The 25,002-nt window shown below is 71.3% G+C and carries 20 protein-coding genes; 9 read left to right on the top strand and 11 right to left on the bottom strand.

All coding sequences use genetic code 11. The annotated features are described in order from the left end of the window. Nucleotides 1–47: 47 nt before the first annotated feature. Complete coding sequence (locus ACIP84_RS30480; RefSeq protein WP_401802148.1) at nt 48–920, top strand: SDR family oxidoreductase; 873 nt, start codon at nt 48–50, stop codon at nt 918–920. 104 nt (nt 921–1,024) lie between these two features. Continuing rightward, on the top strand, nt 1,025–2,053 hold the full coding sequence (gene rarD, locus ACIP84_RS30475) for an EamA family transporter RarD (RefSeq protein ID WP_401802145.1): 1,029 nt from the start codon (nt 1,025–1,027) through the stop codon (nt 2,051–2,053). Nucleotides 2,054–2,055: 2 nt separating this feature from the next. On the opposite strand, the gene ACIP84_RS30470 is transcribed toward rarD, so the two are convergent. Then, nucleotides 2,056–2,373 carry a DUF6401 family natural product biosynthesis protein gene (locus tag ACIP84_RS30470; protein ID WP_055602176.1) on the bottom strand — a complete coding sequence of 106 codons (318 nt, stop codon included), beginning with the start codon at nt 2,371–2,373 and terminating at the stop codon, nt 2,056–2,058. 196 nt (nt 2,374–2,569) lie between these two features. Between ACIP84_RS30470 and ACIP84_RS30465 the strand changes: the two genes are divergently transcribed. Together ACIP84_RS30465 and ACIP84_RS30460 are read left to right on the top strand one after the other, a co-directional pair. Further along, nucleotides 2,570–3,022: a winged helix-turn-helix transcriptional regulator gene (locus tag ACIP84_RS30465; protein ID WP_401802143.1), complete on the top strand. Its 453-nt coding sequence runs from the start codon at nt 2,570–2,572 to the stop codon at nt 3,020–3,022. A 72-nt stretch (nt 3,023–3,094) separates the two neighbouring features. Beyond that, nucleotides 3,095–3,748 carry a DUF4291 domain-containing protein gene (locus ACIP84_RS30460; protein WP_401802141.1) on the top strand — a complete coding sequence of 218 codons (654 nt, stop codon included), beginning with the start codon at nt 3,095–3,097 and terminating at the stop codon, nt 3,746–3,748. Here ACIP84_RS30460 and ACIP84_RS30455 read toward each other — a convergent pair. The 3 genes from ACIP84_RS30455 to ACIP84_RS30445 all read right to left on the bottom strand — a co-directional run bounded on the left by ACIP84_RS30455 (nt 3,723) and on the right by ACIP84_RS30445 (nt 6,948). Beyond that, nucleotides 3,723–4,394, bottom strand: coding sequence for an NADPH-dependent F420 reductase (locus ACIP84_RS30455; RefSeq protein WP_401802139.1), 672 nt, complete (start codon nt 4,392–4,394; stop codon nt 3,723–3,725). The genes ACIP84_RS30460 and ACIP84_RS30455 overlap by 26 nt on opposite strands. A gap of 92 nt (nt 4,395–4,486) precedes the next feature. Continuing rightward, a complete protein-coding gene (locus tag ACIP84_RS30450) occupies nt 4,487–5,104 on the bottom strand; it encodes a GNAT family N-acetyltransferase (protein ID WP_355969906.1) in 618 nt (205 codons plus the stop codon). A gap of 122 nt (nt 5,105–5,226) precedes the next feature. After that, nucleotides 5,227–6,948 (bottom strand): FG-GAP repeat domain-containing protein, encoded by a 1,722-nt coding sequence (locus ACIP84_RS30445; RefSeq protein ID WP_401802136.1) that lies wholly within the window; start codon nt 6,946–6,948, stop codon nt 5,227–5,229. A 1,195-nt stretch (nt 6,949–8,143) separates the two neighbouring features. Here ACIP84_RS30445 and ACIP84_RS30440 point away from each other — a divergent pair. Together ACIP84_RS30440 and ACIP84_RS30435 are read left to right on the top strand one after the other, a co-directional pair. After that, nucleotides 8,144–8,929, top strand: a complete 786-nt coding sequence (locus tag ACIP84_RS30440) for a HEAT repeat domain-containing protein (RefSeq protein ID WP_355968180.1) — start codon at nt 8,144–8,146, stop codon at nt 8,927–8,929. A 198-nt stretch (nt 8,930–9,127) separates the two neighbouring features. After that, nucleotides 9,128–10,441, top strand: coding sequence for a M28 family peptidase (locus ACIP84_RS30435; RefSeq protein ID WP_355968178.1), 1,314 nt, complete (start codon nt 9,128–9,130; stop codon nt 10,439–10,441). Nucleotides 10,442–10,532: 91 nt separating this feature from the next. Here ACIP84_RS30435 and ACIP84_RS30430 read toward each other — a convergent pair whose 3' ends face one another. Together ACIP84_RS30430 and ACIP84_RS30425 are read right to left on the bottom strand one after the other, a co-directional pair. After that, nucleotides 10,533–11,762: an outer membrane lipoprotein carrier protein LolA gene (locus tag ACIP84_RS30430; protein WP_401802132.1), complete on the bottom strand. Its 1,230-nt coding sequence runs from the start codon at nt 11,760–11,762 to the stop codon at nt 10,533–10,535. A gap of 351 nt (nt 11,763–12,113) precedes the next feature. After that, a complete protein-coding gene (locus ACIP84_RS30425) occupies nt 12,114–13,124 on the bottom strand; it encodes a polyprenyl synthetase family protein (RefSeq protein WP_401802130.1) in 1,011 nt (336 codons plus the stop codon). A 210-nt stretch (nt 13,125–13,334) separates the two neighbouring features. Here ACIP84_RS30425 and ACIP84_RS30420 point away from each other — a divergent pair, with 210 nt between their 5' ends. Both ACIP84_RS30420 and ACIP84_RS30415 read left to right on the top strand, forming a co-directional pair. Next, the gene (locus ACIP84_RS30420) at nt 13,335–14,840 is read left to right on the top strand and encodes a peptide MFS transporter (RefSeq protein ID WP_401802123.1); all 1,506 of its coding nucleotides are present in this window, start codon (nt 13,335–13,337) and stop codon (nt 14,838–14,840) included. 27 nt (nt 14,841–14,867) lie between these two features. Next, nucleotides 14,868–16,868, top strand: coding sequence for a CocE/NonD family hydrolase (locus tag ACIP84_RS30415; protein ID WP_401802120.1), 2,001 nt, complete (start codon nt 14,868–14,870; stop codon nt 16,866–16,868). Nucleotides 16,869–16,907: 39 nt separating this feature from the next. On the opposite strand, the gene ACIP84_RS30410 is transcribed toward ACIP84_RS30415, so the two are convergent. Then, a complete protein-coding gene (locus tag ACIP84_RS30410) occupies nt 16,908–18,257 on the bottom strand; it encodes a hypothetical protein (protein WP_401802117.1) in 1,350 nt (449 codons plus the stop codon). Nucleotides 18,258–18,546: 289 nt separating this feature from the next. On the opposite strand from ACIP84_RS30410, the gene fahA reads away from it, so the two are divergent. After that, the gene (fahA, locus tag ACIP84_RS30405) at nt 18,547–19,773 is read left to right on the top strand and encodes a fumarylacetoacetase (RefSeq protein WP_401802114.1); all 1,227 of its coding nucleotides are present in this window, start codon (nt 18,547–18,549) and stop codon (nt 19,771–19,773) included. A 9-nt stretch (nt 19,774–19,782) separates the two neighbouring features. On the opposite strand, the gene ACIP84_RS30400 is transcribed toward fahA, so the two are convergent. From ACIP84_RS30400 to ACIP84_RS30385, 4 genes are all read right to left on the bottom strand, one after another. Then, complete coding sequence (locus ACIP84_RS30400) at nt 19,783–20,607, bottom strand: carbohydrate-binding protein (RefSeq protein ID WP_401802111.1); 825 nt, start codon at nt 20,605–20,607, stop codon at nt 19,783–19,785. 46 nt (nt 20,608–20,653) lie between these two features. Continuing rightward, the gene (locus ACIP84_RS30395) at nt 20,654–21,613 is read right to left on the bottom strand and encodes a helix-turn-helix domain-containing protein (protein WP_401802108.1); all 960 of its coding nucleotides are present in this window, start codon (nt 21,611–21,613) and stop codon (nt 20,654–20,656) included. Nucleotides 21,614–21,756: 143 nt separating this feature from the next. Beyond that, nucleotides 21,757–23,418, bottom strand: coding sequence for an NADH-quinone oxidoreductase subunit NuoN (gene nuoN / locus ACIP84_RS30390; RefSeq protein ID WP_355968154.1), 1,662 nt, complete (start codon nt 23,416–23,418; stop codon nt 21,757–21,759). Further along, the gene (locus ACIP84_RS30385) at nt 23,415–25,001 is read right to left on the bottom strand and encodes an NADH-quinone oxidoreductase subunit M (protein WP_355968152.1); all 1,587 of its coding nucleotides are present in this window, start codon (nt 24,999–25,001) and stop codon (nt 23,415–23,417) included. Before ACIP84_RS30385 ends, nuoN begins: the two co-directional genes overlap by 4 nt. Between the last annotated feature and the right edge of the window lies 1 nt (nt 25,002).

Genomic DNA, 25,002 nt, shown 5'->3' with positions numbered 1-25,002 from the left:
GCAAGCCGCACAGCACCCCCTCGCACCCCACGGGAAAAGGACGCACCATGAGCCTCGTCGTCACCGGAGCCACCGGCCAGCTCGGCCGTCTCGTCATCGACGCCCTCCTCTCCAGCCCCACCGTCCCCGCCGAGTCCGTCGTCGCCGTCGTCCGCGACAAGGCGAAGGCCGCCGACCTCGCGGAGCGCGGCGTCGAGCTGCGGATCGCGGACTACAGCAAGCCGGAGACCCTGGCCGGAGCCTTCGAGGCCGGCGACCGGGTGCTCCTCGTCTCGGGCAGCGAGGTCGGGCAGCGCGTCGCCCAGCACTCCGCCGTGATCGACGCCGCCAAGGCCGCCGGCGTGGCCCAGCTCGCGTACACCGGCGTCCTCGGCGGCGACGAGGCCGACTTCGACCTGGCCGCCGAGCACAAGGTCACCGAGCGGCTGATCCTCGACTCCGGACTGCCGTACACCTTCCTCCGCAACGGCTGGTACACCGAGAACTACACCGCGAACCTCGCCCCCGTCCTGGCCCACGGCGCCGTCGTCGCCAACGCCGGCGAGGGCCGGGTCGCCTCCGCCACCCGCGCCGACTACGCGGCCGCCGCGGCCGCCGTCCTGACCGGCCCCGTCGAGGAGCACCTGAACAGGGCGTACGAGCTGAGCGGCGACACCGCCTGGTCCTTCGCCGAGTACGCGGCCGAGATCGCCGCCCAGTCCGGCCGGGAGATCACGTACAGCAACGTGCCCGCCGAGGCCCACCTCGCGATCCTCACCGGCGCCGGCGTCCCGGCCCCCTTCGCCGAGATCCTGGTCGACGTCGACCGGGCCGTCGAGCACGGCGCGCTCGCCCGGCAGACGGGCGACCTGGCCCGCCTGATCGGCCGCCCGACCACCCCGATCGCCGTGACGATCAAGGAAGCCCTCGCCGGCTCCTGACCCCCACCCCCTCCGGTCATGACCGTATTGCGGTACGGGCATGACAACCCGCCCCGTGCGGCGCTACCGTCGACACGACAGCGCGGCACAGGGCGGGAGGTCCGGTGAAGACGGAGAACGAGGAACGAGCAGGATTGCTCTACGGGATCGGCGCCTACGGCATGTGGGGTCTGGTCCCGCTCTTCTGGCCCCTCCTCAAGCCCGCCGGATCGGTCGAGATCCTCGCCCACCGCATGGTGTGGTCCCTGGTCTTCGTCGGCGTCGCCCTGCTCGCGGTCCGCCGCTGGGGCTGGATGCGCGAGCTCGTCCGCAGCCCGCGCAAGCTCGGCCTGATCACCGTCGCCGCCACCGTCATCACGGTGAACTGGGGCCTCTACATCTGGTCCGTCAACACCGGCCACGTCGTCGAGGCCTCCCTCGGCTACTTCATCAACCCGCTCGTCACCATCGCCCTCGGCGTCCTCGTCCTCCAGGAACGGCTGCGCCCCGCGCAGTGGGCCGCGGTCGGCATCGGCTTCGCCGCCGTCCTCGTCCTGGCGATCGGATACGGGCAGCCGCCCTGGATCTCCCTGACCCTCGCCTTCTCCTTCGCCGTCTACGGCCTGGTGAAGAAGAAGGTCAACATCGGCGGCCTGGAGTCGCTCGCCGCCGAGACCGCCATCCAGTTCCTGCCGGCCCTCGGCTATCTCGTCTGGCTCGGCACCCAGGGCACCCTCGCCTTCGGCTCCCACGGCGCGGGCCACACGGCCCTGCTCGCCGCCACCGGCATCGTCACGGCGGTGCCGCTCGTCTGCTTCGGGGCGGCCGCGATCCGCGTACCGCTGTCGACGCTCGGCCTCCTCCAGTACCTGGCGCCGACCTTCCAGTTCCTGCTCGGGGTCCTCTACTTCCACGAGGAGATGCCGCCGGAGCGCTGGGCGGGCTTCTCCCTCGTCTGGCTGGCCCTGACGATCCTCACCTGGGACGCCCTGCGCACGGCCCGCCGGAGCCGGGCGGCGATGGAGGCGGCGAAGGCGACGGCCACGGCCGCAGCCGAGGCCGAGGAGGCTGCAGGTGCCGAGGGGGCAGCCGGGGCCACCGCAGGGGCGACTCAGGCACCGGCACCCGCGGCGCCCGCCCGACAGGCACCCTGACCTCACGCGTCCAGCAGGTCGTACTCCCGGATCAGCCAGCAGACCGCCGTCAGGCGGAGGGTCGCGAAGTCGTGGCCGACGGGCTCGGTCCAGTCGGCCCCGGTCAGCCAGTCGGTGAACCCGAGGACGTAGTCGGCGAGCTCCTCGCGCCGGACGGTCCGGCCCCGCGGCCCCCGCTGGGCCGGGATCAGCGCGTCGCGCACGGCGGCGGCGTGCTGGTCGACGGCAGCCGCGAGCCCCGGCTCGGAGGTCATCTCCGAGAGCCGGGGCATGTACGTGGCGGCGACGCCGATCAGCGGGCAGCCGGGCGAATCGTTCATCCCTCCACGTTAGGTGCGTACCGGGGCACTGAGGCCGTGACCTTGGTCGCAGCGCCGGGAGCGGCTACCGACACGAGGGACGGTTACCGATCCGGGGGGGTACCGATCCGAGGGGGGGTACCGATCCGGCGGGGTACCGATCCGGGGGACGGTTCCCTCTTGTAACCGTAGGCGCCCTGCGGGATCATCCTGTGCCATGGAACTCACTGCGAAGGTGCCCACCGCGAAGGTTCCGAGCCACTGCACGGGAACCTACGGGGACGCCGGCGACCCCGACCCCTTCCAGTGGGACACCCGTGAGGACTGCGAGGTACGGCAGATCCTCGACCGGGTCGCCGACAAGTGGTCGCTCCTCGTCATCGCCCTCCTCGACCGCCGGGTGATGCGCTTCACGGAGCTCAAGCGCGAGATCGACGGCGTCAGCCAGCGCATGCTGACCGTGACCCTGCGCCAGCTGGAGCGCGACGGCCTGGTGAAGCGCACGGTCCACCCCGTCGTCCCACCCCGCGTCGAGTACGAACTGACGCCCCTGGGCGGCACGTTGCACACCACGATCCGCTCCCTCGTCACCTGGACCGAGCAGCACCAGAACGAGATCGCGGCGGCACGCGAGGAGTACGACGCACGGGAGGCGACGACGGCGGCCTGACAGGCCCACCCGCCCGCGAGCGACGCGGATAACCGGTGGCCCCGGCCCCCGACTTCACCCATCCTCATGGGCATGGAAGAAACGAAGTCGGCCATCGACGAGCCGAAGTACCGCATCCGCGCGCTCCACACCGACCGTACGGTCACCGTCTACCAGGCGTACCGGCCCGAGATCGGCCTGCCCGCCGCCCGCGAGGGACGGTTTCCGGCCGCCTGGAAGCGGGACCGGATGACGTGGATCAAGCCGTCGTTCCTGTGGATGATGTACCGCTCCGGCTGGGGGAAGAAGGAGGGCCAGGAGACCGTCCTCGCCGTGGAGATCACCCGCGAGGGCTTCGAGTGGGCCCTGCGGAACGCCTGCCTCTCCCACTACAAGCGCGGATTCCACCCCGACCAGGCCACCTGGAAGCGGGAGTTGAGCCAGGCGCCCGCACGTGTCCAGTGGGACCCGGAGCGCGATCCTCAGCTCCGGGAACTCCCGTACCGCTCGCTCCAGCTCGGCCTTTCGGGCGAGGCATCCCGCCGGTACGCGGACGAGTGGACGGTCTCCGTACGCGACGTGACCCCGCTCGCACACCGGATCCACGAACTGGTCCGCTCGGGTGACCTCGCGGCGGCCCGGCCGCTGCTCCCGCGCGAGGAGCCGTACCCGGAGCCCGCGGGGCTTCTCGACCACCTGCGCGGTCAGGGAGCGCAGGAGCTCAGGCGGCCGACGTCGGCGCCGTGACGACGGAGAAGTTGAAGTCGCCGGTGCCGAACTTCCCGTAGAGCCGCAGCCACAGCTGTACGAGCTGCTCGGTGGCGCGGGCGCTCGTCAGGTCACCGAGGTCGAGGATCCGGTCGGGGGCCCAGCCGAAGGATTCGAGCAGGCCGGCGACGACGGCCTTGGCGTCCTCGTCGTCGCCGCTGAGGAAGACGTTGTGGTGCCCCGGGACACGGCCGGGCTCGACCATGACCGTGTTGGTCATGGTGTTGAGCGACTTCACGACCCGGGCCTCCGGGAAGGCCCGCTGGAGCTGCTCGGCGATGCTGACGCCGTCGGGGGTGACGACCTTGGGCGGGAAGCCCCCGGAGAAGTCGAGCCCGTTGGACACATCGAGCAGGACCTTGCCGCGCAGCCCGTCCGCGCCGACGGACTGCAGGACGGCGAGGGAGACGAGACCGCCGGTCGCGTTGACGACGAGCTCGGCGGGCCCTGCGACGTCCGCGAAGGTCCCGTGCCCGCCGCGCTCGCCGCCGTACTCGTCGGCCCACTTGACGGCCTCGGCGTTGTCGGCGGTACGGGAGCCGACGGCGACCTCGTGACCGAGGGAGACGAGCTTGGTGGCGAGTCGGCGGCCGACTTCGCCCGTGCCGAGTACGGCGATCTTCATGAGGTGCGCTCCTTCGGGGGAGACGGCGGCCGGGATGCCGACCCTACGCCGGACCGCACCCGGCCGCCGCTCCATCCACACCCTGGGGAACGTCAGCCGCCGGACGGGACGCGGGGCGCGCGCCGCATGGCCCAGAGGGTGGGGCCGCCGCCGGGCAAGGAGGCCTCGCCGAGGACGACGAAGCCGAAGTGCTCGTAGACGGGGAGGTTGTCCGGCTTGGAGGACTCCAGGTAGACGGGCATGCCGGCGGCATCGGCCTGGGCGAGACCGGAACGCAGCAGCGCGGAGCCGTGGCCCTGACCACGGGCGGCCGGGTCGGCGCCGATGACGGCGAGGTACCAGTGGGGCTCGGGAGGCGTGTGCTCGGCGGCCGCCTCGACGGCCCGGCGGAAGAGGTCGGCGCGGTCACCGAGGATCTCCTGGAGCTCCTGGACGGTGGCGGCGTCGGGAACGGCCTTGTCCTGCCCTTCGGGCGCCACCCAGAAGGCGGCGGCCGAGTCGGTGCGCTCGCACACCCCGTGCAGACCGTACTGCCGGGTGAAGAGGGTGGTGAAGTACCGCCCGAGCCCGGCCTCGCGCGAGGCGTCGTCGGGGAAGAACCAGCGCATCATCGGGTCGTCGCCGAAGGCGCGCGCCAGGACGCCGCTGACCATCGGGGCGTCGTCGATTATTGCCGTTTTCGGAGTGTTCGACAGAGGCATACGGTTCATTCTGCACCCCTGATGATCTTGGTCGGCGCGGGGGGTGTCCCTCCCCGGACAGCACGAAGCGGCCCCCGCCGCAGGGGCGGAGGCCGCTTCGTGTGTCACCTCTGGAGACAGCGGGCGGGCGTCTAGAACAGCACGTTGTACGTCTGCCAGCCGGCACCGATCCGCGCGCGGACGGCGTACGGCTGCGTCGCCTTGCCCGTGCCCTGGTAGTACCAGAGGGCACCCGAGCCGTCGCGGGCCACGAGGTCCGCCTTGCCGTCGGCGTTCAGGTCGCCGGGCGCCACCATCGAGTTGTAGACGTGCCAGCCGGTGCCGATCTGCGTCCGGCCGCCGAACGGCCGGGTCGACACACCCGTGCCCTGGTAGAGCCACTGCCGGCCCGTCGCGTCACGAGCGACCAGGTCGGCCTTGCCGTCACCGGTCACGTCGGTGCCGCCGACGAGCGAGTCGTACCCGCCCCAGCCGCCGCCGATCCGCACGCGCGCACCGAACGGCGCCGCGGTGTTACCCGTGCCCGGGTACATCCACAGGACGCCCGCGGTGTCCCGCGCGAGGAGGTCCGCCTTGTGGTCACTGGTCAGGTCCGAGGCACCGGCCAGGATGTCGAAGGCGTTCCAGCCGGCGCCGACGCGCAGCCGGTCCTTGTAGATGCCGCCGTCCCCGGACATCCGGTAGAACCACAGCACGCCGTTCCTGTCCCGCGCGACAGCGCCGGGACCGGTGCTCTGGACGGTCACCGGACCGAGCCGGGTGAGCGCCGAGTACTGGTTCCAGTTCAGGGTGCCGCCGACGAGTTCGGGCGAGCCGAAGGGACGCGAGGCCTTGCCCGTACCCCTGTAGTCGAGCAGGTCACCGCTCGCGGAACGACCCACGAGCCGGTAGCGCTCGGTGACCCGGATCGGGCTGGAGATCACGAAGTCGGAGACCTTCTCCGGGTTGCCGGTACCGAAGGAGTACACCTCGTACGTCAGGGTGTTCCGCAGCCGCCAGGCGGGCGTGGTGGCCCCGGCCTTGAGTCCGTAGGTGACCGTGTAGTCGCCGGGGGCCTTGATGTCGCAGCGGACCTCGCCGCCGTGGCCCACCTCGCCGAGCGAGTGGTCGCACTCGGCACCGGCGGCGCCGCCCGCGGTGACGCCGTCGACGCTGACCTTCAGCTCGCCCTCGTCCCAGGGCCGGACGCCGGGCCCCGGGCCCAGGCTCATGACGAGCCGGCCCTTGTCGACCGCGTGCAGCTTCACCGTGTGCTTGGCCGTGCCGCCGGCGGGCAGCATGGGCGTCGACGGCGTCATGGTGTTCTTGGCGACCTGGGCCTTGGTCTTGGCGACGATCGCCGCGTGCGCCCGGCGCGGGCCGACAGCCTTGGAACCGGCGGTCTGCGCCTCCTTGACGCCGGCGTCGACACTGGCGCCGCGGGGCACGTAGACGAGGCCGTAGTAGGCCTTGGTGCCGTTGGCGGCGGTGCTCGTGGCGGAGACCTCGGGGCCCGGGTTGCCCCAGTCCTTGACGTCGCACAGGTAGACGCCGGCGGCCCCGGCCTTGGCCTTGCAGCCGTCCGCCCGGTCCACACGGAGCCCGGCGGGCAGACCGCCGCCGGACCAGGTGGCATCGGTGAGCGGCTTCTTGCTCAGTGCGTAGATGTACGTGCCGTCCGGCCGGCCGTCGTTCTGCCCGCCGGTGGAGGCGGGGGACAGCTCGCCCCAGCCCTCACCCGGCATCAGGACGAGGTCGTCGACGCCGTCGAACGAGAACGTCGGGTCCCCGGCCGCAACGGCCGTCCCCGCCCCCATGATGCCGCCGGTGGCAAGAAGCACCGCCGCGACACCGGACCCCAGAAGCTTGCGCAAAATGACCCCCTGTAATGAATCAACCGGCGGACGGTAACACGGCCCACGGACAGCTGAAGGCGCAGGTCACTGGGGGCGGGGGGGGGGCCGGGGTGTAGGGGTGCGGGTCTTGGGGTTCTTGGGGTGGGCCGGGTGTGTGGGCTTCTGGTGGGACCGCCCTCTTTCCGAGAGTCGCTCCTTCCGGTGGTGCGTCAAGGGCGCTCCTTCGTCGCGTCGCTGCGCGATGGCCTTCGGCCACCCTTGACCCACCACCTCCAGGAGCGAAAACACTCTCGGAGGGCGGTCCAGGGGACCGGGTCCACGCCGGGCTTCGGGCAGTAGTGCTCGCCACGTGCGTGTGCCGGTCGGTGGGTGGGGGCTTGGTTTGTGGCGGGGGCCGGTGGGCTTCTGTCGGTGGGTTCGGGGTGCGCGGTTGTTGAATGGGGCGGTCGGGGTCCGGCTCAGCGTCGAAATGCCGGCGGGGGTGGGGCTTCAGGCCCCGCTGGTCACTCCCGGTGGGTGGTAGGCGTGGACAACTGCGCGCTACTCCGAGTAACACCCCCCAGAATAAGCCCGATAAGGGGCGAATCACCCTTATCGGGCGATGAAAGTGCAAGAAACTCACGCCGACCGCTCCTCACCACCCACCGGGAGTGACCAGCGGGGCCTGAGTCCCAGCCCGAGGACGGCGGTCGGCCGCCAAGCCGAGCCGGGCCGCCCCATTCAACGACCGCGCACCCAGAACCCACCGACGGAAGCCCACCCCGCCCCGCCACAAACCAAGCCCCCACCCACCGACCAGCAGACGCCCACGAGGCCCGGCCATTACCCGAAGCCCCGCGTGGCCACGCCCCCCGGCCGCCCTCCGAGTGTGAAAAGGCGGCCTCCGCCGCCGGGTCAAGGGTGGGCGCAGCCCATCGCGCAGCGACGCGACGCAGGAGCGCCCTTGACGCGGTGGTGGAGGCCGCCACACTCGGAAAGAGGGCGGCCGCACCCGAGGCTTATCCGACACCCCCGCCCCCAGGACCCCCACCCCCACGACCTCCGCACCCTCCGGTCCCCTGCTCCTCCGTGACGTCCCCGCCCACCAACCCCCGCTGGTCCAAGCCGCGTTCGACCCAGTCGACCCTTTGCCCCCCGCCCTTCTCCCCCCGCCCCTCTCCCCCCGCCTGCAACTCGGTCGAGGATCGCCCCCGGGCCTCCTACGATCATGCTCATGGCGACCTTCGTCCACCTCACCCCCGCCGTCCACTCCGCTCGCGTCCGTCGCGCCGGTCTCAAGGCTGCCGGGTGCGATCAGTGGCGCGGTGTGTTCCTCTTCCCCGTGCTCCCCTCGTACACCCTCACCCACCAGTGGCTGCGTGAGCTCGCCCGCCGCCCCGGTCCTCGTGGGCTCGTTGCCGTCCACGTACGGCTGCCCGACGACGAGCCCGTGACCGTCGGGCGGTACAGCGACCACCGGCCCCCGCGGGTGTCGGCCGCCGAGGCCGTGCGGCGGGTCGCCGACGCCGACGACTGCCGGGGCTGGGAGGTGTTCCTGCCTCGCTCCGTCGCCCCCGCCGAGGTCCGGCACATCCGGCCCGTACGCCAGGTCCACGGGTGGCGCTACCGCCCCGACGCCCACGGCAGACCGCCCTGCCTCTGTTTCGGCTGCCGGGACCGCGGCGGCTACGGCGCCCGCCGGCTGCGGGAGCGGCGGCCCCATCCGCTCGACGGCCCGCCGCCCGCGCCCCGCGTCCTGCTCGCCCGGGTCGAGGCGGCCGAGGCCCGCGGCGACACGGCGGCGCTCCGCGAGGCCCTCCGCTGGTACGGGATGCGGCGGCGTGCTCCGCTGGCGCGGCTCTCCCGGCTCGCCCGGCACGACGACCCGACCGTGCGGATCGCCTTCGTCGAGGCCGCCTCCGCCTGGTCGACGCCCGGAGTCGACCTGGTGCTCGGGGAGTTGGCGGAAGATCCCGATCCGGGGGTGCGAGAGGCCGTCGCTGACGCGCTTGTTCGGTGAGCGAACGTACGTGACCGGTTTCCGCTCTTGACGCGGAGTCAAAATCTCACTGAACATTCAGCACGCACAACAGAACATCTGAACACCCAGACAACTGAACACAGCGCACTCGCACAGCTCCAGCGCCTCGTGGCACTCAAGCCCGAGGCGTCTCGCACGTTCCGTCCCATCCCCGTTCGGAATCCGGAGCCCCCACAGATGAACATCTCCGTGCCCAGACGTGTCACCCAAGCCACCGCGCTCGCCGCTCTCGCGGCGCTCGCCCTCTCCGGGCTCACCGGCACCACCGCCTCGGCCAACCCGGCCGGGGCCGCGGCCGCGCCCGACATCCCGCTGGCCAACGTCAAGCAGCACTTGACGGACCTCCAGTCGATCGCCACCGCCAACGGCGGCAACCGCGCCCACGGCCGTACCGGCTACAAGGCGTCGATCGACTTCGTGAAGGCGAAGCTGGACGCCGCCGGATACACCACCACCGTCCAGCAGTTCACCTCCGGCGGATCCACCGGCTACAACCTGATAGCCGACTGGCCCGGCGGCGACCCGAACCAGGTCCTGATGGCCGGTTCGCACCTGGACTCCGTGACCTCGGGTCCCGGCATCAACGACAACGGCTCCGGCTCCGCGGCCGTCCTCGAGACCGCCCTGGCCGTCGCCCGCTCCGGTTACCAGCCCACCAAGCACCTGCGTTTCGGCTGGTGGGGCGCAGAGGAGCTCGGTCTCGTCGGCTCGAAGTACTACGTGTCGCAGTTGCCCACCGCCGAGCGCGCCAAGCTCTCCGGCTACCTCAACTTCGACATGATCGGGTCGCCGAACCCGGGGTACTTCGTCTACGACGACGACCCGACGATCGAGACGACCTTCAAGAACTACTTCGCCGGTCTCGGCGTCCCGACGGAGATCGAGACGGAGGGCGACGGCCGCTCCGACCACGCCTCCTTCAAGAACGTCGGCGTCCCCGTCGGTGGTCTCTTCACGGGCGCCAGCCGGGTCAAGTCCAGTGCCCAGGTGCAGAAGTGGGGCGGTACGGCCACGGCCTTCGACCGCTGCTACCACTCGTCCTGCGACACGACGTCGAACATCAACGACACCGCTCTGGACCGCAACAGTGACGCGATCGCGCACGCGATCTGGACGCTGTCGGCCGGTACGACCACGCCGCCCGGCACGGTCTTCGAGAACACGGCCGACGTCTCGATCCCGGACAACGGCGCCGCGGTGACCTCGACGGTCAACGTCACGGGTGTCGCGGGCAACGCCCCGAGCAGCCTCGCCGTCGGCGTGGACATCGTCCACACGTACCGCGGTGACCTGGTCGTCGACCTCGTCGCCCCGGACGGCTCCGTCTACAGCCTGTCGAACCGGGCGGGCGGCAGCGCCGACAACATCGTCCAGACCTTCACCGTGAACGCCTCCTCCGAGGTCGCCAACGGTGCCTGGAAGCTCCGCGTCCAGGACAAGGCCTCGGTCGACACCGGCTACATCAGCGGCTTCAAGCTGACGTTCCCGTAAGGCCGTAGGAGCAGGCACACAAGAACGCCCGGGCGGGTCGGTGAACATCGCCCCCGACCCGCCCGGGGTCCCAACTCTCCTGCTTGCAGCTCTACTTGCCGGCGTTCGCCGCAGCCACCAGCGCGTCCTTCGTCACCGCGCCGACGTAGACCTTGCCGTCGTCGGTGAGGAGCGCGTTCACGATCTTCGTCTTGAAGAGGGTGCCCGAGCCGAACGGTCCGGTGACCTTGTCGCCGAAGGAGTCCAGGAGCCCCTGGAACTCCTTCGGCGCCTCGTCCGCCTTGGGCACCGGCGCACCGCCGTCGATCTTCGCGATCGTCGTCCAGCCCTCGCCGATGACGTTCACGCCGCCCTTGCCGGAGTCGAGACCGGGGCCGAAGCCGCCGAACGCGTCCTCAAGACCCTCGGGCAGCGGTCCGCCGAACGGGTCGCCCTTCTCGCCGGCCCCCTTCTCGCCGGCCGCCTTCTCCGCCCCGCCCTCGGTCACCTTCGCGCCCTCCGGCGCCTTGAAGGTGAAGTCGGAGGCCGCCGGCTTCGAGAAGTCGATCTTCGTGAAGCCCGCGTCGACGACGGGCTTGCCGCCCTCGACCGAGGAGAGGGTGAACTTCAGCGGGGTGCCGTTCGCCGCGTCCACCGCGATCTTCACGGACTCGACCGTCGAACCGGACTGCTTCGGCTTGATCACCAGCTGGTACGCGTCCCGGCCGGCCACCTTCGCCGTCCCGTCGACGGTGATCGACGTGGTGTCACCCGCCGCCTTCAGGACCTCGTCCGCGAGCTGCTTGGGCGTGCCCGGGAGCTCCTGGTCCTTCGGGCCTTCGTGGGCGCCGGGGGCGTCCGCGTCCGCCGGGGCCTTCTCGTGGAAGACCTCCTTGGACTTGCTGTCGTAGGCCCAGACGTCGTCGCCGTTGTGGATCAGGCTGTACTCGTCGGAGCCGTCGAGCAGGGTCAGCTTCTGGCGCTCGGGGCCGTCCGCCGCCACCCGCAGGGTGTGGCTGCCGGAGACGAGCTGGGTCAGCCGCTCCGAGGGGTCGGCGGACGAGCCGCCTCCGGCGCCGCCGCCCATGCCGCCGGCGAGGCCGCCGAGGCCGGACGTCAGGCCCTCCAGGGGCAGCCCCAGGTCGGTGGAGATCCGGAAGGTGCCGGACAGGGTCTGGGTGTCGGATGCGGCGATCTTCTCGATGAGCTGCTGAGCGGTGATCTCCGGCAGATCGGGGTCGCCGGACGCCGCCAGCGCCGGGACGAGGCCGATGGTCGCCGCGGCAACTCCTGCCACCGCGACCGGGACGATGTACCGGCTCGCCTTACGGGACTCTGCCATGGTCTCCCCTACCTCCGTGCCCTCACGGGCCCTCTTGGTCGATGTCTCCATCTCACCAAAGGGGAGGGGCGGAAGCGTCAGCCCCGGGGATCAACCTCACGTACTGCTTCGGGATGACCCGACCCTGAGACGGGCCGCCGTGCGGCGGACGGCGTCGGACCCGTCCGCAGACCGTCCCCAGGGGCGGTACGTCGTTCCCGGAGGCCGCCGGACCCGTAGGTACGTCGTTCCCGGAGGCCGCCGGACCCGTAGGTACGCCGTTCCCGGAGGCCGCCGGACCCGTCCGTACACCGTTCCCGTACGCCGACGGACCCGGCCGTACGCCGTTCCCGTACGCCCTTCCCGGAGGCCTCAGCCCGCCCGGTGCACCACCGCGTCGCACATCTCCGCGAGGGCCGCCTTCGCGTATCCGTCCGGCAGCGGTGCGAGCATCGCGCGCGCCTCCTCGGCGTACCGCACGGTGTCCCGGCGGGCCTGCTCGAGGGCGGGGTGGGCGCGGAGCCGGCGCAGGACCTCGGCGTGCCGGGCGTCGTCGGTCAGGTCTCCGTCGACGAGCTCGACGAGCTCCAGGTCCTCGGGGCGCCCGTGTGCAACGGCCGCGGCCCGCAGGTGCAGGACGGGCAGGGTCGGGATGCCCTCGCGGAGGTCGGTGCCGGGGGTCTTGCCGGACTCGTGGGAGTCGGATGCGATGTCGAGGACGTCGTCGGCGAGCTGGAAGGCGACGCCGAGCCGTTCGCCGTACTGGGTGAGGATGTCGACGACGCTCTCGTCGGCGCCGGACATCATGGCGCCGAAGCGGCAGGAGACGGCCACGAGGGAGCCGGTCTTGCCGCCGAGGACGTCGAGGTAGTGGTCGACCGGGTCGCGGTCCTCCTGCGGACCGGCGGTCTCCAGGATCTGTCCGGTGACGAGCCGTTCGAACGCCTCGGACTGGATGCGCACGGCCTCGGGACCGAGGTCCGCGAGCGTGTGCGAGGCGCGGGCGAAGAGGAAGTCACCCGTGAGGACGGCGATCGAGTTGCCCCAGCGGGTGTTGGCGCTGTCGACGCCGCGCCGGACGTCGGCCTCGTCCATGACGTCGTCGTGGTACAGCGTGGCCAGGTGGGTGAGTTCGACGACGACGGCGGAGGGCACGACACCGGGCGCGTAGGGGTCGCCGAACTGGGCGGCGAGCATCACGAGCAGGGGGCGGAACCGCTTGCCACCGGCCAGGACGAGGTGCTGGGCGGCCTCCGTGATGAAGGGGACATCGCTCTTGGTGGCGTCGAGGAGGCCCGCCTCCACTGCCGCCAACCCGGTCTGGACATCGGCCTCAAGAGCCTGGTCCCGCACGCTAAGACCGAACGGCCCGACGACGGTCACGAGGGGGTCTCCTGTCTGCTGACGCCTGCTGATGTTCCCACGAATCGTTCACACGGATTGCGGGCGATCACGCTGACGATCACATGGATTGTCGATGTGTCGCTCGATTCACTCAAGCCAGCGTATCCGGTCACCTTTCGATCACCGTGGGCGCCTTCCCGTCACCCCCGGTATGTTCGGGATCAGCTCATACGACCAGGAGTATGCCCTTTGTCCCGAACAGCGATCGACACCGATACGAACGGCGAGCAGCCTCCCCCCGAGGACGACCACGCCTTCTTCGGGCACCCCCGGGGTCTGCTCACCCTCTCGGGCCTGGAGGTCTGGGAGCGGTTCTCCTTCCTCGGCATGCAGGCGATCCTCGTCCTCTACTTCGCCGCGGCCGTCTCCGACGGCGGTCTCGGCATGTCGTCGGGCACCGCGGCCTCGGTCTCCGCGGCGTACGGCACGCTCGTCTACCTGGTCTCGGTGGCCGGTGGCTGGCTCGCGGACCGCATCCTCGGTTCGTACCGGGCGGTCCTCTGGGGCGGCATCCTGATCGCCTGCGGCCACTACGCGATGGCCGTGCCGACGGCCGCCATGACCTGGGTGGGCCTCGGCCTGATCAGCGCGGGCACAGGACTGCTCAAGCCGAACGTGGCGACCATGGTCGGCAAGCTGTACCGGACGGACGACGACCGCCGGGACGCCGGTTTCGCGCTCTACTACATGGCGATCAACATCGGCGCGTTCGCCGGTCCGCTGATCACCGGCTGGCTCGCCGACCACCAGGGCTACCACTGGGGGTTCTCGGCCGCCGCGCTCGGCATGACGCTCGGCCTCGTCCAGTACGTGGCGGGCCGCCGTCACCTGGCCGGGCGCAGGCACTCCGCCGAGTTCGCGCTGGCCCCCGAGGCCATGCGGCGGGCGGTCCGGCTGATGATCGCCGGCGCGGTCGTCGTGGCCGTCGCCGGCACCGCCCTCGCGCTCGCGGGCTGGCTGACGATGGACCGCTTCGTGGACGTGCTGACCGTGATCTCGGTGATCGCGCCGGTCGTCTACTTCTGGGTGATGTTCACGAGCCCCCGGGTCACCGCGGAGGAGCGCGGCCGCCTCAGGCCGTACGTCGTGCTGTTCCTGGCCTCGGTCGTCTTCAACTTCATCCTCTTCCAGGCGTACTCGACGATGATCCTGCTGGCGTCGACCAACGCCCGTACGACCATCCTCGGCTTCGACTTCCCGGCGAGCTGGTACGCCTCCGCCCTCGGCGCCTTCGAGGTGGCCCTGGCGCCCGTCGTGGCCGCCGTCTGGGCCCGGATGGGGCACCGGCAGCCGCACGCCTCCAACAAGATCGCCTTCGGTGTGATCCTCGGCGGTCTGTCGTTCCTCCTGATGGTCCTGCCGACCTCCGGGCACGCCGACGACACGTACCGGATGGCCGCCTGGTGGATCGTGGGCTCGTACCTGCTGCTCGGCCTCGGTGACGTGCTCCTGGAGACCTCCGGGATGTCGGCCACCAGCAAGCTCGCCCCGAAGGCCTTCTCCAGCCAGACCATGTCGCTCTGGTTCCTCTCGCTCGCGCTGGCCAACGGCATCCAGGCGCAGACCGTGAAGCTCTACGACGACGTCTCCAAGCCCGTCTACTTCGGAGTGAACGGCGCCGTGGCCGTGATCGTCGGCCTCGTCGTGATCGCCCTTGCGCCCTGGCTGCGCCGCACCATGCACCCCGTCCGCTGAGGACCGCCCGTCCATTGAGGTGACGTGATGACGAAGATCCGTACCGACTTCCCGTACGAGACCCGCCACGAGGACCTCCGCATCCCGCTGCCGGACGGAACACGGCTGTACGCGCGCGTGTGGCGGCCGCTCACCGACGAGCCCGTGCCGGCGCTCCTGGAGTACCTGCCGTACCGGCTCACCGACTGGACGGCGCCCCGGGACTGGCAGCGCCACCCCTGGTACGCGGGCCACGGCTACGCCTCCGTACGCGTCGACGTCCGCGGCCACGGCAACAGCGAGGGCCTGCCCGGCGACGAGTACGACCCGGTCGAGCTCGCCGACGGCGTGGCCGTCGTGAACTGGCTCGCCGAGCAGCCCTGGTGCACCGGCAAGGTCGGCATGTTCGGCATCTCCTGGGGCGGCTTCAACTCGCTCCAGATCGCCGCGCTCGCCCCGGAGCCGCTCAAGGCGATCGTCACCGTCTGCTCCACCGACGACCGCTACGACAACGACGTCCACTACATGGGCGGCTCGGTCCTCGCCGTCGACATGCACGCCTGGGCCGCCACCATGCTCGCCTTCGTCTGCCGCCCGCCCGACCCGCAGCACGTGGGCGAGGAGTGGCGCGACATGTGGCTGAAGCGCCTGGAGGCCGTGGAACCGTTCCTGCACACCTGGCTCTCCCACCAGACCCGCGACGCGTACTGGCGGCACGGCAGCGTCTGCGAGGACTACGGCGCGATCCGGGCCGCCGTCCTCGCCGTCGGCGGCTGGCACGACCCGTACCGCGACACCGTCCTGCGGCTCGCCCAGCACCTCCCCCAGGACCGGGTGCGCGGCATCATCGGCCCCTGGTCGCACCAGTACCCGGACCGCGGCCTGCCGCCCGGTCCGGCCATCGGCTTCCTCCAGGAGACCCTGCGCTGGTGGGACCACCACCTGAAGGACGCCGACAACGACGTGATGGCCGAGCCGCTGCTCCGCTCCTGGATCAGCGACTCGCACCTGCCGGCGACCGTGTACGAGGAGCTGCCGGGGCGCTGGGTCACCGACCCCGCCTGGCCCTCCCCGAACGTCACCCCCGTGACCTACGCCTTCCAGGGCGCGCCGGTCGTCGTCGACTCGCCCCAGCAGACCGGGCTCGACGCGGGCCGCTTCTTCCCCTTCGGCAACGACGCCGACCTGCCGCCCGACCAGCGCGACGAGGACGCCCACTCGGCCTGCTTCGACTTCCCCGTCCCGGCGGACGGCGGCCCCGTGGAGATCCTCGGCCGCCCGTCGGTGAGCCTCGCGCTGCGCACGGCCGCCCCGACCGGGCAGGTCGTCGCCCGGCTCTGCGACATCGCCCCCGACGGCTCCTCCACCCTGGTCACCCGGGGCGTGCTGAACTTCTCCGCCCGCTACGGCCGCGACCGGGCCGTGGAGGCGCAGATCGGCGAGACGGAGAGCTTCGTCTTCGAGCTGAACGGCATCGGCCACGCCTTCGCGCCCGGCCACCGGGTGCGCCTCGCGGTCTCGTCCACGTACTGGCCGTGGATCTGGCCGCAGCCGGACGCGGCGGGCTTCACCCTCGACCCGGCGGGCTCCTCCCTGACCCTGCCGGTCCGCCGCCCCACCCAGGACGCCGTCGAATGGGAGGAGCCCGAGCAGTCGGAGCCGCTCGGCGTGGTGTTCCCGCGCACCCTGGAGGAACCGCGCCCGGAGCGGGTGGTGGTCAGGGACGTGGCGAAGGGCGAGTGGACCCTGGAGGTCGACCCGAGGTACGGCGGCACGCGCGTGTACCCGGACGGCCTGGAGTTCACCGAGGACGCGGTGGAGACGTACACGATCGACGAGAGCGGCCCGCTGTCCGCCCGTACGCGGTCGGAGTGGGCGATCCGGCTCCACCGCCCGGAGCTGGCGTGGGACGTGACGGTCGACTCCCGCTCGGAGATCGCCTGCGACGCGGACGCGTTCTTCACCACGAACGAGGTGGTGTGCAAGGAGGGCGGGGAGGTCGTCTTCCACCGGACGTGGGAGAAGACGATCCCCCGTACGGCGGGCTGAGGGCACGCCGTACGGGGGACCGGGTGGAGCGGGCTCCGGTTACGCCTTCGTGCCGGCCTTGCGGCGGCGGGCGATCACCAGGGCGCCGGCGCCGAGGGCGACGGTCGCGGCGGCCGCGAGGCCGAGCTGGGTGAGGTTCTCGTTCGCGCCGGTGGCGGCCAGGCTGCCGTTCACCGGGGTGTTCGAGGAGCCGCCCTGCTGGGTGGTGGTGTTGTTGCCACCGCTGGTGGGCGCCGGGGTGGGCGTCGCGGTGGTCTCCGACGGGGTCGGCTCGGGCGTCGGCTTCGGCTTGTCGGTCTTGGCCGCGAGGATGTCGAACTCGGTCTGGGCGAACTGCTCGCCGATGCCGCAGTCACCGTCGTTGTTGTCGTACTCGCCCACGCTGAAGGCGACACCCTTGCCCGCGGTGGCGTCGGCGGGGACGGTGAGACGGAGCTTCACGTCGTAGTGGCCGCCCTTGACGAGCTTGCCGACCTCGATGGAGTCGAACTCCTCGGTGAAGGGGGTCCACTCCAGGTTGTCGGCGGAGGACCACTCGACGGGGATGACCCGCTTGCTGAAGTCCGTCTCGTCGTCGATGAGCTCGCCGGGCTCGGGGAGCCGCACGGCGTCGACGTAGGCCTCGACGTTCTCCAGGGTCCGCTCGGAGGTGTTGCTCACGCGCAGCGAGAAGGAGGCGCTCTGGCCGGCGGTGACCGTCTTCGGGCCGCTCAGCGCGACCTTGATGGAGTCGTCCTCCTCGCACTCGCCGAAGCCGCCCTCCTCGAACTCCTCCAGGGCCTTCTCGGCGGCGGCGAGCTCCTGCTCGGCAACCTTGATCCGGCCCTTGAGGAGCTCGGTCTTCCGGGTCATCTCGACGAGCTCGTCGTCACGAGCGGTGTCGGCCTTCTCCAGGCGGGCGTCTGCGGCGGCCTTGGCCGTGACGGCCTCGGCGACCTTCGCCTCCGCCGCCGTGACGGCCTCGGTCGCGGCGGTCTTCTGCTCGGGGGTGGCGGCCGGGTCGGTTTCCAGCTTCGCCAGGGCGTCCTTGGCGGCGGCGAGCGCGGTGTCGGCGGTGGCCTTGGCGGCCGTGGCGTCCTCGACGGCCTTCTTCGCGGCGTCGTACTCGGCCTTCACGGCGGGTGAGACGTTGTGCGCCAGGATGTCGTCGACCAGCGCATCGCGCTCGGCCTTGAGCGCCTTCACCTTCTCCTCCGCCTTCGTGACGGCGGCGAGGAGCTTCTCGTACTCGGCGAAGTCAGGGTCTTCGTCTTCGTCACCCGGCGTGGTCTTCTGCGTCGACGCGGGCGTCGGCTTCGTGTCGGCGAAGGCGGGTGCGGCCGAGAGGAACACGACGGGGGTGGTCACAGCGGCGGCCACGGCGGTCGCGAGGATGCGACGAATCTTCACAGTGCGGACCTTTTTCCTGGTCAGGGAAGGATGAGAGACATGCGGGGCGCGCGCCTGCGGCAACCTCACGCGGCGCGATACCACCGTGATCGTATGGCCAGGAACGGCCGCTCGGGAGCCCTGTTTTCGCAGCTCGGAGCGGGGTTGCGCACCCTCTGGCCATGCAAAACACACAAAGCCTGACAGTTGCCCACGGAGGCCGCGCTTTCTGTGTGATCCATGTCATCCCCGCCCGACAGCGCGCCCCGTAACGTGTCCCCCACACACGTGGAAAGCGAGGCACGCACCGATGTCCGAGCACAGCCCGCTCGACCTGGCCGAGGGCGATCCCTTCGGCCCGCACAACCTCCCGTACGGCGTCTTCTCCACCGCCGACGCGCCCGACCGGCGCCGGCTCGGCGTCCGGTTCGGCGGGCACGTGCTGGACGCGGGTGCCGCGGCGCACGCGCTCGGCTCCCCGTACGCGGCGCTCCTCGACCGGCCGAGTCTCAACCCGCTCCTCGCGGCCGGGCGGACCGCCTGGCGCGACGTCCGCCGGGCGCTCACCGCCTGGCTCACGGTGCCCGCGCACCGGGCGGACATCGAGCCGCTGCTGCATCCGCTCGACGAGGTGACCCTGCACCTGCCGTACGAGGTCGCGGACTACGTCGACTTCTACGCGAGCGAGCACCACGCGACGAACGTGGGCAGGATCTTCCGCCCCGACGGCGACGCGCTCACGCCCAACTGGAAGCATCTGCCGATCGGTTACCACGGTCGCGCGGGCACGGTCGTGGTCTCCGGCACCGATGTCGTACGCCCTTCGGGGCAGCGCAAGGCCCCGACGGACCCGGCGCCGGTCTTCGGCCCCTCCGTCAAGCTGGACATCGAGGCGGAGGTCGGCTTCCTGGTCGGCACCCCGTCGGAGCTCGGCAGACCGGTCGCGCTCGGCGACTTCCGGGAGCACGTCTTCGGTCTGACGCTGCTCAACGACTGGTCGGCGCGGGACGTGCAGGCCTGGGAGTACGTGCCGCTGGGCCCGTTCCTCGGCAAGTCGTTCCAGACCTCGGTGGCGGCGTGGGTGACGCCCCTTGAGGCGCTGGACGCCGCCAGGACCGCCCCGCCCGCGCGGGACTTCCCGCTCCTTCCGTACCTGGACGACGCGGGTGAGGAGGAGCCGGGCGGCTTCGACGTGCGGATCACGGTGGAGATCAACGGCGAGGCGGTGGCCGAGCCGCCGTTCTCCACCATGTACTGGACGGCCGCGCAGCAGCTCGCCCACATGACGGTGAACGGCGCCTCGCTGCGCACGGGCGACCTGTACGGCTCCGGGACGGTGTCCGGGCCCGAGGTGAACCAGCGCGGTTCGCTCCTCGAACTCACCTGGAACGGCCGTGACGCGATCGAACTCGCGGGTGGCAAGCGGACGTTCCTGGAGGACGGCGACGAGGTCGTGATGACGGCCTGGGCGCCGGGCCCGGACGGCACGCGGGTAGGTCTGGGCGAGGTCCGGGGCCGGATCGTCCCCTCGGCCTGATCGTCCCGCCTACACGGCCCGCCAGAGCGCGGGCACGTTCGGCGGCTCCCAGCCGGCCTGGCCCGTGTGTGCCTGCAGGCACACATAGGCCGGGCCGCCGTACGTGACCCGGTCCCCCGCCCGGTAGGCGGTCCCGGCGGCCCAACTGCCGCCGGGAGGCCGGGTGGTCGCGGTGGCGGTCGGGCTCGGGCCGGGGTTCTGCGGCACGTTGAGGACGAAGTCGAAGGCCGCTTCCTTGGCCGTGCCCGCGTCCCGCACGCTCATCAGGAGCCGGGCGTCGAAGATGGTGTCGGTGTTGTTGCGGGGCTCGCCCGGGAAGTACAGCTGCGAGGTGAGCACCGGGCGTCCGGGCGCCTGCACCTTGACGTGGAGGTGCCGGGTGCGGCCCGGGTAGAGGCCGGGCACGATCGTGGTCAGTCTGAACGCGCCCTGGGCGTCGGTGAACTGGTGGCCGCGGAACCGGAAGCCGGTGTTGTCGTAGGCGCCGTTGGTGTCGGCCTGCCAGAAGTCGAGCAGGGCCCCGGCTATCGGCCGGCAGGCGAGCCCGAAGACGTAGCCGCTCACCGTCAGCCGGACGCCGACCGTGCCCGACTCCAGCAGGCTGTTCCGCAAGGGCGAGTTGGGCTTGAAGTACGGGCCCTCGGTCTGCGGCACCGTGGGGTCGTCGCCGTCGTCGCACTCCGGCGTGAGCGGGGGCGCCGTCTCGCCGGCCGTGAGCGTACGGGCGAGCGCCGGTACGCCCATGAGGACCGTGGGCGCCGCGATGCCGGCCGCGAGCGCGGCCCGCAGCACCGCCTTACGGGTGACGTGCCCGGTGGTGGTCTCGTTGTCCATGCCTGCCTGCTCCTCGCGTGGGGGCTGAGGGGGGTCGGCATCGAACCTAGGCGGGCCGGGCGCCGCCTTCGATGGACGGATCACGGCGTTCGTGGTGTTTCCGTTCGTCGCGCTTCCGCTGGTGGGACCTGCGGAAGTCCCCGGGGCTGAGTCCCGTCTCGCGGCGGAAGAAGCGGCAGAAGTACGCGGGGTCGCCGAACCCGACCCGGGCCGCCACCTGGCGTATGGACAGCCCGGTTCCGACGAGGAGGCGTTGGGCCTCCCGGGAGCGCGACTCGCGGAGCAGCGCGCCGGGGGTGCGGCCGGTGGCGGCCCTGACGGCTCCGGCGAGGTAGCCCGGGGTGACGCCGATCAGCTCGGCGCACTCGCGCACGGTCACCCCTTCCGTTCCGGTACGGGCGAGCAGGCGGGCGAACTCGTCGGCGACCGCCGCGGGTCTGCCCGGTGGGGGCGCGTGGGTGCCGGGGCCGCGCAGCCTGGCCGTACGGACCAGGAGGACGTGCAGCAGGGAGCGCAGGACGGTCGCGAAGCCGTCGGCGCCATGTCCGTACTCCTCGATGAGTTCGCCCATCAGGCGGCCGGTGCGCGCGTGCGCGGGTCCGTCGAGAGTGAGCCAGGGCCGTTCGCCGAGGCGGCGCAGGAGGTCCCGGTCGCCGGGGTGGTCGAGGAGGAAGTCCTCGGTGAAGAGGACGACGGTGCCGTCCAGGCCCCGGGTGTCCTCCCAGTGGTGGAGCTGGCCGGGCAGGATGAGGCCCAGGTGGGGCGGGTGGAGCTCCCAGCGGGCGAGGTCCACGACGTGGGTGCCGGTCCCGGCGGTGACGTGGACGATCTCGTAGAAGGTGTGCCGGTGCGGGAAGGCGGCCCGGGACATGGGGCCGATGGTGTCGAAGGTTCCCACGGCGAAGGGGACCTGGTCGGGCAGCCGGACCTCCAGGCGGTGCATGGGCGGGTCGTCGGCTCTGGGGGCGGTGCAGGGGGTCCCTGGTAAGGCGGTCGTGCCGCTCATGGTGCGGCTCCCTCTCCTCGACTGGTACAGACCACTGGGGGCGGTTCCCCACGATGGCACGGACCCTTCCCCCGGGTCACCCCCGCGTACGACGAAGGGCCCGGCTCGCCCCCGAGCCGGGCCCTTCACGCGTACGGCCGGAGCTACCGGACGAACACGCTCGCCTGGTTCGCGAGGTCCAGGAAGTACTGCGGCGCGAAGCCGAGGACCAGCGTGACCGCCACGCCCGCCGCGATCGTGACCGTCGTCAGGGCCGAGGGCACGGCGACCGTGGGGCCGTCCGCCTTCGGCTCGCTGAAGAACATGAGCACGATGACCCGGATGTAGAAGAACGCGGCGATCGCCGAGGAGATCACACCGACCACGACGAGTGCGCCCGCGCCGCCGTCCGCCGCCGCCTTGAAGACCGCGAACTTCCCGGAGAAGCCGGAGGTCAGCGGGATGCCGGCGAAGGCGAGGAGGAACACCGCGAAGACCGCCGCGACGAGCGGCGAACGACGCCCGAGACCGGCCCACTTGGAGAGGTGGGTGGCCTCTCCACCCGCGTCCCTGACCAGCGTGACGACGGCGAAGGCGCCGATGGTCACGAAGGAGTAGGCGCCCAGGTAGAAGAGGACGGACGAGATTCCGCTGGGCGTGGCCGCGATGACACCGGCGAGCAGGAAGCCCGCGTGTGCGATCGACGAGTACGCGAGGAGCCGCTTGACGTCGGTCTGGGTGATGGCGACGATCGCGCCGCCCAGCATGGTGACGATGGCGACGCCCCACATGACCGGCCGCCAGTCCCAGGTGAGGCCCGGCAGCACCACGTACAGGAGGCGGAGCAGCGCGCCGAAGGCGGCGACCTTGGTCGCGGCGGCCATGAAGCCGGTGACCGGGGTCGGGGCGCCCTGGTAGACGTCCGGGGTCCACATGTGGAACGGCACGGCGCCGACCTTGAAGAGGAGCCCGGTGAGGACCATCGCGAAGCCGATGAGCAGCAGTGCGTCGTTGCCCATGGTGTCGGCGAGCGCCGGGTTGACGGTGGCGAGGGAGCCGTCGACGACCTGGGCGATGGTGGCGTACGAGACGGAGCCCGCGTAGCCGTAGAGCAGGGCGATCCCGAAGAGCAGGAAGGCCGAGGAGAAGGCGCCGAGCAGGAAGTACTTGACGGCCGCCTCCTGCGACATCAGCCGCTTGCGGCGGGCGACGGCGCAGAGCAGGTACAGCGGGAGGGAGAAGACCTCCAGGGCGACGAAGAGCGTCAGGAGGTCGTTGGCGGCCGGGAAGACGAGCATGCCGGCGATGGCGAAGAGGGCGAGCGGGAAGACCTCGGTGGTGGTGAACCCGGCCTTGACGGCCGCCTTCTCGTGGTCGCTGCCGGGGACGGCCGCGGCCTCGGCGGCGAAGGAGTCGACCCTGTGGCCGTGGTCGGCCGGGTCGAGCCTGCGCTCGGCGAAGGTGAAGATCGCGACGACGGAGGCGAGGAGAATGGTGCCCTGGAGGAACAGGGCGGGTCCGTCGACGGCGATGGCGCCCATGGCCGCGATGTGGGCCTTGGTGGAGCCGTAACCGCCGGCCGCGAGGCCGACGATGGCGGCGAAGGCGGCGGCGAGCGCCACGACGCTGAGGAGGACCTGGCTGTGGTAGCGGGCCTTGCGGGGCACGAAGGCCTCGACGAGGACGCTGACGATCGCGGCGCCGAGCACGATGAGTACGGGCGAGAGCTGGACGTACTCGATGTGGGGTGCCGGGATCTTGTCCAGCGGTTCGGCAGCGGTCGTCCACAGGCTGTGGACGGAGGATGCGACGGCTGAGGTGCTCACTTGGCTGCCTCCGCGTTCTGAACGGGCACCGCGGGGGTGGGGTCCTTCTGCTGGACGTCGGACATGGTGTGCTGCACGGCCGGGTTGACGACGTCCGTCAGCGGCTTCGGGAAGACCCCGAGGAAGATCAGGACGGCGATCAGCGGGACGACGACCGCGAGTTCACGCACCCGCAGGTCGGGCAGCTCCCGCACCTCCTCCTTCACCGGCCCGGTCATCGTCCGCTGGTACAGGACGAGGGTGTAGAGCGCGGCGAGGACGATGCCGGTGGTGGCGATGACACCGGCCACCGGGTAGCGGGCGTACGTGCCGACCAGGACGAGGAACTCGCTGACGAACGGGGCGAGTCCGGGCAGCGACAGGGTCGCGAGACCGCCGATGAGGAACGTGCCGGCGAGCACCGGGGCGACCTTCTGCACACCGCCGTAGTCGGCGATGAGCCGCGAGCCCCGCCGGGAGATCAGGAAGCCGGCGACGAGCATCAGGGCGGCCGTCGAGATGCCGTGGTTGACCATGTAGAGCGTGGCACCGGACTGGCCCTGGGTGGTCATCGCGAAGATGCCCAGGATGATGAAGCCGAAGTGCGAGATCGACGCGTAGGCGACCAGGCGCTTGATGTCGCGCTGGCCGACGGCGAGCAGCGCCCCGTACACGATGCTGATGAGGGCGAGGACGACGATCGCCGGGGTGGCCCACTTGCTCGCCTCGGGGAAGAGTCCGAGGCAGAAGCGGAGCATCGCGAAGGTGCCGACCTTGTCGACGACGGCGGTGATGAGGACGGCGACCGGGGCGGTGGCCTCTCCCATCGCGTTGGGCAGCCAGGTGTGCAGCGGCCAGAGCGGCGCCTTCACCGCGAAGGCGAAGAAGAAGCCGAGGAACAGCCAGCGTTCCGTGCTGGTCGCCATCTCCAGCGAGCCGTTGGCCCGGGCCTCGGCGATCTCGGTGAGCGAGAAGTTCCCCGCGACGACGTAGAGCCCGATGACGGCGGCCAGCATGATGAGGCCGCCGACCAGGTTGTAGAGCAGGAACTTGACGGCCGCGTAGGAGCGCTGGGCCGCCGCGTTCTCGTCGGAGCCCGTGTGGGCGCGGTCGCCGAAGCCGCCGATGAGGAAGTACATCGGGATGAGCATGGCTTCGAACAGGATGTAGAAGAGGAAGACGTCGGTGGCCTCGAAGGAGAGGATCACCATCGCCTCGACCATGAGGATCAGGGCGAAGAAGCCCTGGGTGGGCCGCCACCGCTTGGAGGAGGTCGCCAGGGGGTCGGCGTCGTGCCAGCCGGCCAGGATGATGAACGGGATCAGCAGCGCGGTCAGCGCGATGAGCGCGACCCCGATGCCGTCGACCCCGAGCTCGTACCGGACGCCGAAGTCCTTGATCCAGGAGTGGGACTCGGTCAGCTGGTACCGCTCGCCGCCGGGCTCGAACCGTACGAAGACGACGGCGGCGAGCACGAGCGTGGCGAGCGAGACGAGCAGCGCCAGCCACTTGGCGGCGGTGCGGCGGGCTGCGGGGACGGCGGCGGTGAGGATCGCACCGACCGCCGGAACCGCTGCCGTCACCGTAAGGAGCGGGAAAGACATG

This window comes from Streptomyces sp. NPDC088707 (assembly GCF_044752725.1).
In the GTDB taxonomy this organism is placed as follows: domain Bacteria; phylum Actinomycetota; class Actinomycetes; order Streptomycetales; family Streptomycetaceae; genus Streptomyces.
This window is presented reverse-complemented; position numbering and strand designations above follow the sequence as displayed.